This window comes from Streptomyces sp. ISL-12 (assembly GCF_018614415.1).
GTDB lineage: Bacteria > Actinomycetota > Actinomycetes > Streptomycetales > Streptomycetaceae > Streptomyces.
In genome coordinates, this window is the sequence record NZ_JAGGOO010000014.1 from 23,257 (window position 1) to 37,385 (window position 14,129).

The following is a 14,129-nucleotide window of genomic DNA, read 5'->3' on the forward strand; positions in this document are numbered from 1 at the left end:
CGAACGAAGTCGAGAGCCGGGGCAGGGGCAGCGGGCAGGTCGTCGACTCGCGCCGAACGGACCTACAGCCCGGCCAGTTCGTCCACCAGGTCGTCCAGGCCCAGCGAGCCCTGCGACAGCGCGGCCATGTGCCACGCCTTCAGGTCGAAGGCGTCACCGTGCCGCTCGCGCGCCTTCTCCCGGCCCAGCAGCCAGGCCCGCTCCCCGAGCTTGTAACCGATCGCCTGGCCCGGGATCGACAGATACCGGGTCAGCTCGCTCTCCACGTAGTCCGCGGGCCGGCTGCTGTGCGCCCCGAAGAACTCCTGCGCCAGCTCCGGCGTCCACCGCTCACCCGGGTGGAACGGTGAGTCCGCGGGGATCTCCAGCTCCAGGTGCATGCCGATGTCGACGATGACCCGGGCCGCCCGCATCATCTGCGCGTCCAGGTACCCGAGCCGTGTCTCGGCGTCGGTGAGGAAGCCCAGTTCGTCCATCAGCCGCTCCGCGTACAGCGCCCAGCCCTCGGCGTTGGCGCTGACCATGCCCACCGACGCCTGGTAGCGGGAGAGGTCGCCCGCCACGTGCGCCCACTGCGCGAGCTGGAGATGGTGACCGGGAACGCCCTCGTGGTACCAGGTGGAGACCAGGTCGTACACCGGGAAGCGGGTCTGTCCCATCGTCGGCAGCCAGGTGCGGCCCGGCCGGGAGAAGTCCAGCGACGGCTCGGTGTAGTAGGGCGCCGCCGCGCTGCCCGGCGGGGCGATGCACGACTCCACCTTCCGTACCCGCTCGGCGAGTTCGAAGTGCGTGCCGTCCAGCGACTCGATCGCCTGGTCCATCAGGCCCTGCAGCCAGTCGCGGACCTCGTCGACGCCCTCGATGTGCCGGCCGTGCTCGTCGAGGTGGGCCAGCGCCACCCACGGCGTCGCGGCGCCCGGCAGGATCTTCTCCGCCTCCTGCCTCATCTCGCCCAGCAGCCGGTGGTACTCGGCCCAGCCGTACGCGTACGCCTCGTCCAGGTCCAGGTCGGTGCCGTTGTAGTAGCGCGACCAGCGGGCGTAGCGCTCGCGGCCCACCGTGTCCGGGGCGCCGTCGATCGCCGGCGCGTACACGTCGCGCATCCAGTCCCGCAGCTCCACCACGGCCGCGGTCGCGCCCCGGGCCGCCTCGTCCAGCTCCGCGCGCAGCGCCTCGGGCCCGGCGGACGCGAAGTCCTCGAACCAGCCCCGGCCCTCGCCGGTGTCCGCCCACTCACCGAGCTGCCCGACGAAGGTGGCGGTCGGCCGCGGCGCCGCGAAGAGCTTGCGCTCCAGGCCCAGGGCGAGGGACGCGCGGTAGCCGGCCAGTGCCCCGGGCACCGCGCGCAGCCGCTCGGCGATCCGCGCCCAGTCCTCCTCCGTGTCGGCCGGCGTGACGGTGAACACCTCCCGCACGCTGTGCGCGGACGTACCCATGTTGCCGACCGCGCGCAGCCCCTCGTCGGCCTCGTGCACGGCCAGTTCGGCGGTCAGCCGCTCGCGCAGCAGCCGGGCGCAGCGACGCTCCACGTCACTGTCCCCGCCGGGCCGCCGCTCCGCCTCGTCGAGCCGGGCGAGCGTGGCCCGCGCCAGGTCGGCGAGGGCCTCCTGCCCGGCGGGCGAGAGGTCGGGCAGGCGGCCGGAGCTCTCCGGTACGCCCAGATACGTACCGGTGACCGGGTCGAGGGCGATGAGTTCGTCGACGTAGGCGTCGGCGACCTCGCGGGGCAGCGGGCTCTTGGTCTCTGACATGCGGACATCCTCGTACGGATGCCGGTGCCGCGTCAGCCCGATGTACCAGGCCGGGCCGCCGCCGGAAGCCCTGCGCCCGCGTGCCGCCCGACGCTATGGTGTGAGGAGCGACGGACGACGCCTCGTGCGTGGTCGGGTGCGGACGGGGGGACGATGCGACAGCTGGTGGAAGTGCGACTGCCGGACGGCGACGTGGTCTGGGCCCACGTCGAACCGCCGTCGGGACCACAGGACTCGGGTCTCCTCGACAGCGGCGTACAGGCGCTGCGGGGCTTCGACCACACCCTGCGGTCCGTGGCCGCCAACGTCCGCCGGGCCGTCGCGGACGCGGCCCCGGACGGGGTGAGCGTGGAGTTCGGAGTCGAACTGGCGGTGGGCAGGGAGGGTCTGGTGGCCGCCCTCGCCGGTACCAGCGGCAAGGCGGCGGTCAAGGTGACCCTGACCTGGGACGGCGGGCCGCAGGCGCCCGGGACCTGAGCATGACGACGGTCACGCCGCCCGGACCCGACCAGGGTGGCGGTCAGATCCGTCCGGACCGGAGAACAGGGATGGCGGCTGCGGGACAACTGACCCACTGGGCACAGAAATGCCTGGTCAGAGTGGACGGTCGGAGACCGGGCAGCGGTTTCTTCGCCGCCCCCGGCTACGTCGTCACCTGCGCGCACGTGGCCGGCTCGGAGGCCGGAGCCGCCGTCAAGGTGCACTGGGGCACGACCGAACTGGCCGGCAAGGTCGTCGCCGCCTCCCCGGCCCCCGCGCGGGGCGGCCTGTGGCCCTACCCGGACCTGGCGATCGTCCGGCTGACGGATCCGCCGGCCGGTCACCCCTGTGCCTGGCTGACCGACCGGTACCCGCTCGGCGGCAGTTCGCTGACGGCGGTCGGGTACTCCGACACCTACCGGGCCGTGGCCGAGCCGCTCACCTCCACCTTCGCCTACCAGGGTGACCAGACGCTCGACGGCGGGCGGATGCTGCGGCTGAAACAGGACGAGGTCACCGGCGGCATGTCGGGAGGACCGGTCCTCGACCTGGACGCCGGCGGGGTCTGCGCGGTGGTCAAGGCCACCCGCTTCCCCGACACCGACATGGGGGGCCTGGCGACCCCCGTCGGCGCGCTGCGCCTGCTGGAACCGGCGGCCTACCGCGCCCTGATCCGCGCGCACGACCTGTTCCACGCCCGGGACCGCCGCCGGCCCGCCGGCCCGCCGTCGCAGGCCGCCGCGGACTGGCCGGCCGGCCTTCCCCGACGGACCCAGTGCCACCTGTTCGGCATGCTCGCCTCCTCGCCCGCACCCGCCCCCGAGGACCTGACCGCCGGTTTCCACCGGGCCGCCGGCCGCTTCGCCGCCGCCCCCGACCTGCCCCTGCACGAACACCGGGACGTGGTGACGGAGTTGGAGGCGCTGGTCGCCCAGGGGCCGGTGCCCCCGGCCGTGCGGTACGTGGCGGACCTCGGCCGTGCGTACACCGGCGACCTCGGCGTTCGCCTGCGCACCTGGACCGAGCTGCTGAGCGGAATGCTCGCGTTCGACCCCGAGGACCTGGCCGAGCCGGACGAGCCGCACCCGTCGGCCCCGGCCGTACGGCGGTCGGTCATGGTCCGGGTGCGGCCCTCCGCCGTCGACCGGGACCGCTACCACCTGGCGATGTGGCGCTACGAGGGCCCGGACGCGGTCTTCCCGGCCGTCCCGGAGACCGACGCCCTGCCGCTCCAGGAGGTGCTCGACCTGGCGCGCACGCGGGTCCCCGGGGAACTCGCCCTGCTCGGACGCACCGGTGACGACAAGGCGATGGTGGAGTTCATCGTCCCCCAGGAACTCCTGGAGCAGGAGTACGACGAGTGGCGGCCGTGGCCCCGCCGCGCCTGGTCGCGCCTGGGCCGCAAGCATCCCGTGATCGTGCGGGACCTGGAGCGGTTCGAGGACGAGGAACTGCATCCCCCGTGGCGCCGGCGATGGAGCCGCCTCACCGGCCGCACCCCGGAGCCGACCCTGGCGTGCAACGGGCACCGGGGGGACCACGAGGCGCTCGAAGGCTGGCTGGAGAGCCGTCCCGACCTCGCCGCCCTGGTGCTGGCCGGCTCGATCCGCCTGGCGCCCTCCACGGCCGCCCTGGAGGTGGCGCTGTCCTGCGGAGTGCCCGTGGTGCTGTGGCAGCGCTCCCGGGAGGACGACTGCGCCGGCGCCCCGCCCGACCCGTCCTCCTGCTTCGGGTGCCGTGCGCGGGAGCACTGCCCGTCGGCGCAGGGCTTCGCCGAACTGCGCCGGGCCCTCGGGCAGGCCCGGCCGGACCAGTGGCCCGACCGGATCCGGCAGCTGCGCAACGAGGCCGTGGCCGGCGAGGCGGACGAGCAGCACGCCCAGCACCTGGTCCTGCTGTGGGACGACCCCGGACGGCAGCTTCCCGACGCACCCCTGCGTTACGCGAAATGAGGTCAGGCTCGGTGAACGACTGGATGATCTACCGGGGCGGCGAGGAGCCCCACGAGGGCGTGGCACGGCTGCCGGAACCCCCGCCCTGGCGTGCCTTCTACGACGACGAGCCGACCCCGTTCGACCGGGACGCCGACCACGGCCTGTCCCGGCGCTGGCCGCTGCGGGCCGCCGCCTACCGGCCCGACGAGCAGACGCTGGAGATGGTGAACACCGCTCTCTACCTGCGCCGTCCCCTGCTCGTCACCGGCGACCCGGGGGTGGGCAAGTCGAGCCTGGCGTACGCGGTCGCCCGTGAACTGCGCCTCGGCTCCGTCCTGCGCTGGCCGATCACCAGCCGCAGCACACTGAAGGACGGCCTGTACCGGTACGACGCGATCGGCCGCCTGGAAGAGGTCAACAGCGGCGCGGAGCCGGCCCCGGACCGCATCGGCCAGTACCTGCGGCTCGGCCCGCTCGGCACCGCCCTGGCTCCTTACGAACTGCCCCGGGTGCTGCTGGTCGACGAGATCGACAAGGGCGACCTCGACCTCCCCAACGACCTGCTGGACGTCTTCGAGGAGGGCACCTACGAGATCCCCGAACTCGCGCGCCTCGCCGACGTCGTCGACACCGTCGGCGTACGGCCCGCGGACGACGGCGCCCGGGTGCGGGTCACCGGCGGCCGGGTCCGCTGCCGGGCCTTCCCGTTCACCGTCCTCACCAGCAACGGGGAACGGGACTTCCCGCCCGCCTTCCTGCGCCGCTGCGTACGCCTGCACCTTCCCGCACCCGACGAGGAGCGGCTGCGCGCCATCGTCCACGCCCACCTGGGACCGGACGCGGCCGGCCACGCGGAGGCCCTCATCGCGCGCTTCCTCGACCGGCGCGGCACGGGCGAACTCGCCACCGACCAGCTCCTCCAGGCCGTCTACCTCGCCCGGCACGCGGCCGGTGCCACCGACGCCGGCCGCGAGCACGTCGCGGACCTGGTGCTGCAGTACCTCAACCGGGCCCACTGATGAGCGTCGGGCGGTTCCGGTCGGTCCTGACCTCGCTGGGCCTCGAACCCACGCCCCGGGAGCTGGCCGAGATCCTGTGGCTGGCGGCCCAGCTGCCCCCCGGCGCGGCCCCCGCCGCCGCGCCGGGGGACACCCGGCAGCCGCCCGAGCACCGCACCGGCGCCCCGCCCGGGCCGGAGACGGAGGACGGAGCGGCCCCGGAGGCCCCGCCACGCGTCCCCGTCCACACGGCGACGGTGCCCGGCACCGCCCCGGCACCGGACGCCCCGGCCGGCCGGCCGGTACGGCTGCCGGTCGGCTCGCCCGTGCCCGAGCTGCCCCTGCTGCGTACCCTGCGGCCGCTCAAACGCCTGGTGCCCTCACGCGCCTTCAGCGAACTGGACGAGGAGGCGACCGCCGAGCGCGGCGCCCGGCACTTCGCCGCCCGCGGCCGGGGCGGCCTGGTCCCCGTGGTACGGCCGACGCCGGAACGCTGGCTGGACGTCGTCCTGGTCGTGGACAGTCACGAGACCAGCCGGATGCTGTGGGCCTCCCTCACCGACGACGTGTACCGGCTCCTCGTCCGGTCGGGTGCCTTCCGCCAGGTGCGCGTACGGTATCTGCACCTCGGCCCCGACGGGCCGCTCGGCGTGAGCACCGAACCCGGCACCGGGGCGGGGCCGTTGCGCGGCACGTCCGAACTCCGTGACCCCTCGGGCCGGCGCCTCGTGCTCGTCCTCACCGACGCGGTGGCTCCCGGCTGGGGCCACCCCCGCGTGCACGAGGCGGTCCGGCAGTGGGCCGCCGTCGGTCCGGTCGCGGTTCTCCAGGCCCTTCCGGAGCGGCTGTGGCCGCAGACGGCCCTCCCCACCGTCCTGGCCACCCTCCGCCGCCCGGAACGCTCCGCGGCCAACACTGACCTGGTCTACACCGGACACCGCCGCCGCACCCGGGTCCTGCCGCCCGGCAGCACCCCCGTCCCCGTCCTGGAACTGGCCCCCCGGTGGTTCGCACCGTGGGCCCGGCTGGTGGCGGGGGCGGGCGACGGCGGGGCCGATGCCGCCGTCCTGCTCCTGGGCGAAGCCGTCCGCGCGGGCCGCGCCCCCGACTTCCGGCCGCCGGGGCAGCGGCTCCGGGACTTCCAGGCCGTGGCGACGCCCGAGGCGTTCCGGCTGCTGACCTGCCTGGCGGCGGTGCCGCTGACCGTGTCCGTCATGCGCGTCGTCCAGGCCGCGATGCTGCCGGGCAGCGCTCCCTCGCTCCTGGCGGAGGTCCTCTTCAGCGGTCTCCTCGTGCCGAGCGGGCCGGACCGGGACGGGCCCGTCGAGGAACGGCCCTACGACTTCCTCCCCGGGCTGCGCGCCGAACTCCTGGCGGGACTGCGCGCGCACGAGGTGGACACCGTCCTGCGGGAAACCTCGGGCCTCCTCGAACGCAGTGCCGCCGGCGCGCCGGGCCGGGTCACCGGCCTCGTCCCGGACGTCCGGGGCCACGCGGGCCTGCCGGAGGACGGCCTGCCCTGGGCCCGGCTCCGCGCGGACGCCCTCGCCCGCGCGGGACTGCCCGGCCCCGCCGAGCCCCGCGGCCCGTCCCGCCCCCGTCCCGCTCACCGTCCGGACCCGTCCGCCCCGGCCTCCCCGTCCGCCCCGGCCGGCCCCTCGGGCCGTCGGCTGTTCGGCCCCTACCGGCTGGGCCGGTACCTCACCTCGGCGGACTTCTCCGAGGTCTTCCTCGGCCTCGACGACCACGGGCGCGACGCGGCCGTGAAGATCCCGCCGACCGACTCCGACATCCGGCAGCTGGAGCTCTTCCGGGAACTGGTGGAGACCGAGGCCGAGGCGCTGCGGCGGATGGCGGGCACGTACGCGCCGCGGCTGCTCGGCGCAGGCCCCCGCGCGGACGAGCCGTGGCTCGCCATGGAACTGGTCCGGTCGGTGTCGGGACACGCGGCCCTGAACCTCAACCACCGCCCCTGGGCCGAGAACGGACGTCCCGACGACCCGGTCGCCCTGCTGTACCTCGTCCGCCGGCTGGCCGAGGCGCTGGACCGGGCGCACTCCCGCGGCATCGTGCACGGCAACCTCTCGCCCCACGCCGTCCTCCTGGTGCCCGACAGCGTGGTCCTCATCAGCTGGATGTACGCACAGCACGACGGCCTGCCCCACCCCTACGCCCGGTACCGGCCGCCGCGCGAACGGTTCCTGCCGCCCGAGGGGTATTCCAGGAGACGGCCCCTCGACGCGTCCTTCGACATCTACGGCCTGGGCGCCATCGTCGCCCACGAGCTGCCCCGCCGCCGGCGCACACCGCCCGGCGACGCCGTCCCGGGACCGGGCGACCCGGAGCTGCGCCGGGTCCTCGGCCGGCTCCTCGACCGCTGCATGGCCGAGCAGCCGGACCTGCGCCCCACCGCGGTCGAACTGCTGGAGGAGATCGGTTCGCTGGGCCTCGGAACCGAGCGCCGCGGCCCGGTCCGCGAGGACGAGGGGACGGGGCGACCCGGCCGGGCCGGACAGCCGCCGGAGGCCGACAGGGAGCGGCGGGTGCCGTGGGCAGTGCCGCAGGGAAGCCATGCCCCTGCCCAGGGCATCTTCGACAGCCCGGCCGCCCGCACCGAAGCGGCCCTGGACCACTGGAACGCGGGACGCCGCGCGGTGGCGATCACCCTCCTCCAGGCGTTGGTGGCCGATCTCTCGCGGGAGCGGGGCCCCGACCACCCCGCCGCCCGCACCGCGGCGGACCTGCTGCGCTCATGGCGGGAGCAGGAGCGCAAGCCGTGGTGGCGCCGGTGGCTGCCGGGAGGCTGAGCGACGACCGCGCGCGCCGGTGCCGCGTGCCGGTCTGCTACTCCCGCCCGATCCGCTCCCCGTACGGCCCTCGCGCCGCCACCGCCGCCGGGTCCAGGCGGGCCGTGATGACCAGGGTGCCCTCCTCGATCTGGTAGTCGAGGGGCAGACCCAGGCCACGCATGGTGGCGACCATGCCGGTGTTGGACGCCTGCGTCACGGCGTAGACGTTCTCGCAGCCGGTCTCGGCGGCCATCGTCACGAGCCGGCCGAGGAGTTCGGCGCCGATGCCCCGGCGCTGCCAGGCGTCCTCGACGAGGAGGGCGACCTCGGTCTCGTCGCCGTCCCACAGCAGGTGGCCGAGGCCCACGATGCGGCCGGAGGCGGTGCGCACGGCGAGGGTGCGGCCGTAGCGGGGGCTGAGGAGGTGGTTGAGGTAGCGGTCCGCGTCCCGGACCGGTCCGTGGTAGCGCAGTCCGAGGGTGCGGGCGGAGCACCGGTCGTGCATCGCCTTCGCCGCTTCCAGGTCGCCGGTGTCGGCGCGGCCGACGGTGATGTCGCCGCTCTCGGAGAGCGTCAGGCCGCCCTCGGTCAGGGTCAGTACGTCCTGGCCGCGCGGCACCCGGGGGCCGAGCCGGGCGTCCAGTTCGACCAGGGCCCGGGCCCGGGCGAACTCCGTCGGGGTGAACGGCAGATACGGCCGCTCGACGCTGATCAGGCCGCCCTCGGGGGCGCGCAGCCGCATCGCGGTCTCCTCCAGGACGCCCTCCACCGGTACGTCCTCGGGGCCGCCTCCGGCGCCGGGCGCCGTCGGGGCGGGCAGCGAACGGATCGTGCAGCGGCCCAGCAACTGCCGCAGGGCGAGGGGGAGTTCCGCAGAGTCCACGGCGGTACGGGTGGCCAGGCCCAGGACCCGGGTGGGGGCGTCGACCAGGTCGTGGGCGTCGGCCCGCTCGCACCAGGTGGCGCTGCCGCCCGCGGCCGTCACCGCCCCGCTCAGCTCGGACGCGGTCAGCGGGCCCGGCGCGCGCAGCAGGAACTCGTCCACCGTGCCGTCGGCCAGCGGGTGCGTCTGGAGACTGAGGATGTCCACCCGCAGTACGGCGAGGGCGGTGCAGAGCGCGGCCAGCGAGCCCGGCTCGTCCCGCACCGTGGTCCGCATCCGCCACAGCGTGCTGTCCTCGATCCCGGGCGCGGTGCCGGCACCGGCGTCGGCACCGGACGGCGGCCGGGCGCCGGTATCGTCCGTCGGCGGTGCGTGACCGTGGCGTCGTGTCCAGCGTGTCCACAGGCTGGCCACCGTTTTCCGGCGGGGCGCGGGACGGTTCTGCTCGGTGTGGTGTGCCGCGTGCGACATGTCTCGACTCATGCAGCCACTGTGAAGGAACGGTGTTGCGTGATCACGAACGCCTTGTGTCCGATGGGTAAAGAGTGCTTTTGCCCTGTTTTTGCGGGCCGCTCTCTTGCCTCTGCTTCGCTTGTCGGGGTCGCGCACCGGGGGATGACTCCAGTGCGCGACACCCCTACAGCGTACGGGAGTTGCTGGGGCTACTGGCCGACGCGCCCCGGCTGGAGCACCTTGGTGAACAGTACGGTGCCGTCCTGCTCGCGCAGCCGGACCGTCATCTCCGCGCTGTCGCCGTCGATGTCGACCTCGCCGAAGAACTGGTAGCCCTCGGCGGGCGAGACGTTCGACGCGGTCGGCGCCTTCACGAAGACCCGCTCCGGACCGAAGGTGCCGTCCAGCGCGCTGGCCGGGAACGCGCCCGCGTTCAGCGGCCCGGAGACGAACTCCCAGAACGGCTCGAAGTCGGTGAACGCGGCCTTCGACGGCTGGTAGTGCTGGGCGGAGGTGTGGTGCACGTCGGCGGTCAGCCAGACCGTGCCGGTGATCCGCCGGTGCTTGATGAACCGGAGCAGCTCCGCGATCTGCAGCTCACGGCCGAGCGGGGCACCCGGGTCGCCCTGCGCGATCGCCTCGAAGTTGGCCTTGCCCTCGGTGCCGTCCGGCACCACCAGGCCGATCGGCATGTCGGCCGCGATCACCTTCCACACCGCGCGGGAGCGGGACAGCTCCCGCTTGAGCCACTCCAGCTGCTCGCGGCCCAGGATGCCCTGCGGGTCGGTGGTCTGGTCGTCGGGGGAGTTGGCGTTGCGGTAGGTCCGCATGTCCAGGACGAACACGTCCAGGAGCGGGCCCTGGCGCAGCACCCGGTGGACGCGGCCCTCGCGGGCGCCCGGCTTCAGGGTGGAGATGGGGAAGTACTCGGAGAACGCGCGCCGCGCCCGCGCGGCCAGGACGTCCGCGTCCCTGACCGTGTACGCGCTGTCCGTGATGACCTGCCCCGGGTACCAGTTGTTGCGCACCTCGTGGTCGTCCCACTGGATGATCGACGGGACCTGGGCGTTGAACCGCCGCAGGTTGTCGTCGAGCAGGTTGTAGCGGAAGGCGCCGCGGAACTCGTTCAGCGACTCGGCCACCTTGGACTTCTCCTCGGTGGTGATGTTCCGGTAGGCGCTGCCGTCGGGCAGGGCCTGCGTGGACGGTATGGGTCCGTCGGCGTAGATGTTGTCGCCGCTGCACAGGAAGAAGTCGGGGTCCAGCTTGCCCATGGCGTCGTAGATGCGGTAGCCGCCGATGTCCGGGTTGATGCCCCAGCCCTGCCCCGCCTGGTCGCCGGACCACACGAAGCGCACCCCGTCGCGGCGGCTGTCGGAGGCGGTCCGGAAGGTGCCGGTGACCGGCTCGCCGGTGCGGCGCGGGTCGTCCGGGTCGGCCAGCAGCACCCGGTAGTGGATCTGCTCACCGGCGGGCAGCCCGCTCAGCCGGGTGGTGCCGGTGAAGTCGGTGCCGGAGCCCAGCAGCGGGCCGCGCCATCTGCGCGGGTTGCGGAAGGACTCGGTCGCGGACGTCTCCACGATCATGCGGGCCGGCCGGTCGGACCGTACCCAGACCAGGCCCGAGTGCGCGCTCACGTCCCCCGCCTGCACACCCCAGCCGGCGCCCGGCCGCCCGGAGCGGGCGAAGGCCGGTGCCGCGCCGAGGGCGGTGGGCAGGGTGAGCGCCGCCGAGGCGGCGAGGGAACCGCGCAGCACGCTGCGACGGCCGGGAAGCGGACGGTGTGACATGGATGCGGCCTCCAGGCGAAAGGGACGTGAGCCGGCCAGTAGGCACCGGCCGGCCGGGTTCCGGCCGGTGGGCACCGGCCGGTCGGCACGCCACACCTACTGGGGGGCGAAGTCGCGCACACGAACCCCAAGTGAACAACCATCGCACGCGCACCGGGCCCGTGGCTCAAGTCGCCATTGCCGTATAGGGGTTGGGCCCGGCGAGGCGTAAACAGAAGTGACAGACCACAGCGAGGGGGCAGGCTGATGCCGGGCCCCGGAATCCGTACGCCCCGGCTACGCGCAATCCTGGAGCGCCCGTGGACGCCAAGAACCGGTTCGAGACGAGAACCACCTTCGCCCTCTCCCGACTCGAATGGCTGGCCTTTCTGGCAGTCTCGCTCGTCCTCGCCTTCCAGCACCGCACGGACATCAGATGGGGCGTGTTCGTGCTGCTGTTCGCAGTGATCGACGTGATCGGCTATCTGCCCGGGGCGATCGCCTACCGGCGCAGCCCCGACCGGCGGATCGCACGCGGCTACTACGTCGCCTACAACACGATGCACAGCCTGGTCACCGCGGGCGCCATCGCCGGGGCCTGGGCGCTGTTCGTCCGGCCCGAGTGGGCCCTGCTCGCCCTGCCGATCCACCTGATGGGCGACCGCGCCCTCTTCGGGAACTCCCTGAAACCCTTCGGCGTCGCCTTCGAACCGGCCGCCGATCCGGATTTCGCGGAATTCGAGAAACGGTATCCCCCGGTGTTCCCCGGCCACCCGTCCGAACCCACGTCCGTGGAGGGCGCGCATGCCGTCCGTGCTTGACACCCTCGCCGCGCACAGTGACAACCCGAGTTCCTTTCTCGCTCTCAACAGCGGGAACGAGTATTTCCACGACGACCGGTTCGACGGCACCTGCGCCTATCGGACCTCGGGGCGTTACGTCCTCCAGTTCGGCGGGCCCTTCACGGCGGAGGAGCACCGGGCCCCGCTGCTGGACGCCTTCGTGGCGCACACCGGACGGCGCCTGGTCGCCGTCCAGCTGCAGCGGGCGGACGCGGAGCTGTACGCGGCGCACGGCTTCACGGTCAACCAGATCGGGGCCTCCTACGCCGTCGACCTCTCCCGCTTCACGCTGCGCGGCTCGCGGTTCGTACGGCTGCGGAACAAGATCTCCCGGGCCCGGCGCGCGGGCCTGGAGGTCGCCGAGGTCCGGGCCGGCGACGACTGCGCCGAACTGGACCTGATCGACGGGACCTGGCTGCGGCAGAAGGGCCGGCGCGTGAAGGAGCTGCGGTTCCTCGTCGGCCAGCGCACCGGCGGTCTGCAACGCCACCGCCGGCTCTTCGCCGGCCGGATCGGCGGCGAGGCGGTCGGCTACATCAACTACTCCCCGGTCTACGGCAGCCGCCCCGGCTGGCTGCACGACCTCAGCAGACGGCGGCCGGACGCGCCGCCCGGCGTGATGGAGGCGCTCAACGCCACGGTCATGGAACGGCTGGTCGCCGAGGGCGCCGGCTGGCTCCACTTCGGGTTCACCCCGTTCACCGGACTGGACCCCCGGCACGAACTGCCGGGCGCCGGCCGTCTGTTCACCCGCTTCGCGCACTGGATGGCGGAGCACGGCGAGGCCGTCTACCCGGCCGCCTCCCAGCTGGAGTACAAGCAGAAGTGGGCCCCGCACGAGGTCCTCCCCGAGTACATCGCCTTCCTCGGCCGGCCCCGCCCCGGCGCGGTCTGGCAACTGCTGCGCGCCACCAACGCCGTCTGAGCCGCGTCCGCCGATCCCGGAACGGCCCCGGAACGATCCCGGAACGACCCTGGAGGACCGCACATCTATGCGATTCCTGGAACGTGAACGCACCACCCTCGCCAAACTGCTCCCCGGCCTCGACCCGGCGCTGCGCGAGATCCCGCTGATGGAGCTGGAGCGGCCCGGCAGTCCGGGCATCCGGCTGTTCCGGGACAGCGGCGGCCCCGGACTGCTGGTCCCCGAGTCCCACCAGGGGCGCGGCGCCACCGCGCTGGACGCGCTGCGGGTCCAGCGGGCCATCGGCAGCCGCTCACCCTCGCTGGCCGTGGCGACCACCATGCACCACTTCTCCATGGCCACGCTGGCCGGCCTCGGCGGCCTCGGCGACGGCCCGCAGGGGATGCTCGTCGAGGGCGTCGCCGCCGGCAACCGGATCATCGCCTCCGGGTTCGCCGAGGGCCGCAGCGGCACCGGCATCCTGGACCCGTCGATGACCGCCGAGGTCACCGGGGACGGCATCCGGATCAACGGCGTCAAACGCCCGTGCAGCCTGGCCCGCTCGATGGACGTCCTCACCGCGAGCGTCCTCGTCCCGCGCGAGGACGGAAAGGGCGACGAACTCGCCGTCGCGCTGGTGCCCGCCGAGAGCGAGGGCCTGTCCGTCGGCGGCTTCTGGTCCAGCACCTTCCTGGCCGGCGCCGAGAGCGAACAGGTCACCCTCACCGACGTCCTCGTCCCGCCGGACCTCGTGCTGCGCACCGGCACCGCCACCGCCTCCGGCGACCGGCTGGACGAGCTCCAGACCGCGGGGCTCATCTGGTTCCAGGTGCTGATGACCGGCAGCTACCTGGGCGTGGCCGGCGCGCTGGTGGAGCGGGTGCTGCTCAACGACCGCGTCCCCGAGCACGAACGGGTCCGCCTGTACGTCGAGACCGAGGCCGCGACGGCCGCCGCCGAGGGCATCGCCCACCGGGTGGACTCCGGAGACCTCGGCGAGTCCGCGCTCGCCCAGGCGCTCTGCACCCGCTACGGCGTCCAGGACGCCCTCGGCCGGATCGTCCCGCGCGCGGTCGAACTGCTCGGCGGCCTCAACTTCATGACCTCCGACGAGGTGGGGTACCTGGCCGCCACCGCCAACGGCCTGTCCCTGCACCCGCCGTCCCGTACCCGGATGACCGGCCCGTTCGCCGCGTACCTCGCGGACGGACCGCTGACGATCGCCTGACCGGCGGTCGGACGTACAAGAGCCCCCGAGACAGCCGACCCTGGAGCCGACCATGCCGCGAGACCTCTCGCGTCCCACCGCACCGCCCACGCCCGGCC

General features: G+C 74.0%; 10 protein-coding genes. 7 read left to right on the forward strand and 3 right to left on the reverse strand.

Going from position 1 to position 14,129, the window contains the following annotated elements; all coding sequences use genetic code 11:
* Positions 1 to 62: 62 nt before the first annotated feature.
* A complete protein-coding gene (locus J7I94_RS04045) occupies positions 63 to 1,751 on the reverse strand; it encodes a DUF885 domain-containing protein (protein ID WP_215165146.1) in 1,689 nt (562 codons plus the stop codon).
* A 165-nt stretch (positions 1,752 to 1,916) separates the two neighbouring features.
* Here J7I94_RS04045 and J7I94_RS04050 point away from each other — a divergent pair, with 165 nt between their 5' ends.
* From J7I94_RS04050 to J7I94_RS04065, 4 genes are all read left to right on the forward strand, one after another.
* On the forward strand, positions 1,917 to 2,228 hold the full coding sequence (locus J7I94_RS04050; protein ID WP_215165148.1) for a CU044_2847 family protein: 312 nt from the start codon (positions 1,917 to 1,919) through the stop codon (positions 2,226 to 2,228).
* A gap of 122 nt (positions 2,229 to 2,350) precedes the next feature.
* A complete protein-coding gene (locus J7I94_RS04055) occupies positions 2,351 to 4,183 on the forward strand; it encodes a trypsin-like peptidase domain-containing protein (RefSeq protein ID WP_215165151.1) in 1,833 nt (610 codons plus the stop codon).
* Entirely contained in the window at positions 4,180 to 5,184 is a 1,005-nt protein-coding gene (locus tag J7I94_RS04060; protein ID WP_251074624.1) for a MoxR family ATPase, read from the forward strand. The genes J7I94_RS04055 and J7I94_RS04060 overlap by 4 nt, the downstream gene beginning before the upstream one ends.
* Positions 5,184 to 7,970: an SAV_2336 N-terminal domain-related protein gene (locus tag J7I94_RS04065; protein ID WP_215165155.1), complete on the forward strand. Its 2,787-nt coding sequence runs from the start codon at positions 5,184 to 5,186 to the stop codon at positions 7,968 to 7,970. The genes J7I94_RS04060 and J7I94_RS04065 overlap by 1 nt, the downstream gene beginning before the upstream one ends.
* Before the next feature lie 37 nt (positions 7,971 to 8,007).
* Here J7I94_RS04065 and J7I94_RS04070 read toward each other — a convergent pair whose 3' ends face one another.
* Both J7I94_RS04070 and J7I94_RS04075 read right to left on the reverse strand, forming a co-directional pair.
* Positions 8,008 to 9,306, reverse strand: coding sequence for a GNAT family N-acetyltransferase (locus J7I94_RS04070; protein WP_374198356.1), 1,299 nt, complete (start codon positions 9,304 to 9,306; stop codon positions 8,008 to 8,010).
* A gap of 191 nt (positions 9,307 to 9,497) precedes the next feature.
* Positions 9,498 to 11,078 (reverse strand): alkaline phosphatase, encoded by a 1,581-nt coding sequence (locus J7I94_RS04075; RefSeq protein ID WP_215165157.1) that lies wholly within the window; start codon positions 11,076 to 11,078, stop codon positions 9,498 to 9,500.
* 299 nt (positions 11,079 to 11,377) lie between these two features.
* Between J7I94_RS04075 and J7I94_RS04080 the strand changes: the two genes are divergently transcribed.
* The 3 genes from J7I94_RS04080 (at position 11,378) to J7I94_RS04090 (ending at position 14,031) form a co-directional block, all read left to right on the forward strand.
* Positions 11,378 to 11,878 (forward strand): hypothetical protein, encoded by a 501-nt coding sequence (locus J7I94_RS04080; protein ID WP_215165158.1) that lies wholly within the window; start codon positions 11,378 to 11,380, stop codon positions 11,876 to 11,878.
* The gene (locus J7I94_RS04085; protein WP_215165159.1) at positions 11,862 to 12,824 is read left to right on the forward strand and encodes a bifunctional lysylphosphatidylglycerol flippase/synthetase MprF; all 963 of its coding nucleotides are present in this window, start codon (positions 11,862 to 11,864) and stop codon (positions 12,822 to 12,824) included. The genes J7I94_RS04080 and J7I94_RS04085 overlap by 17 nt, the downstream gene beginning before the upstream one ends.
* 67 nt (positions 12,825 to 12,891) lie before the next feature.
* Positions 12,892 to 14,031 carry an acyl-CoA dehydrogenase family protein gene (locus J7I94_RS04090; protein WP_215165160.1) on the forward strand — a complete coding sequence of 380 codons (1,140 nt, stop codon included), beginning with the start codon at positions 12,892 to 12,894 and terminating at the stop codon, positions 14,029 to 14,031.
* The last annotated feature ends 98 nt before the right edge of the window (positions 14,032 to 14,129 follow it).

Bases quoted from the DNA above. Each gene is read 5' to 3' on its own strand.
- J7I94_RS04045 (WP_215165146.1), bottom strand. From the start codon at position 1,751: ATGTCAGAGACCAAGAGCCCGCTGCCCCGCGAGGTCGCCGACGCCTAC.
- J7I94_RS04060 (WP_251074624.1), top strand. From the start codon at position 4,180: ATGAGGTCAGGCTCGGTGAACGACTGGATGATCTACCGGGGCGGCGAG.
- J7I94_RS04065 (WP_215165155.1), top strand. From the start codon at position 5,184: ATGAGCGTCGGGCGGTTCCGGTCGGTCCTGACCTCGCTGGGCCTCGAA.
- J7I94_RS04070 (WP_374198356.1), bottom strand. From the start codon at position 9,306: ATGTCGCACGCGGCACACCACACCGAGCAGAACCGTCCCGCGCCCCGC.
- J7I94_RS04075 (WP_215165157.1), bottom strand. From the start codon at position 11,078: ATGTCACACCGTCCGCTTCCCGGCCGTCGCAGCGTGCTGCGCGGTTCC.
- J7I94_RS04085 (WP_215165159.1), top strand. From the start codon at position 11,862: ATGCCGTCCGTGCTTGACACCCTCGCCGCGCACAGTGACAACCCGAGT.
- J7I94_RS04090 (WP_215165160.1), top strand. From the start codon at position 12,892: ATGCGATTCCTGGAACGTGAACGCACCACCCTCGCCAAACTGCTCCCC.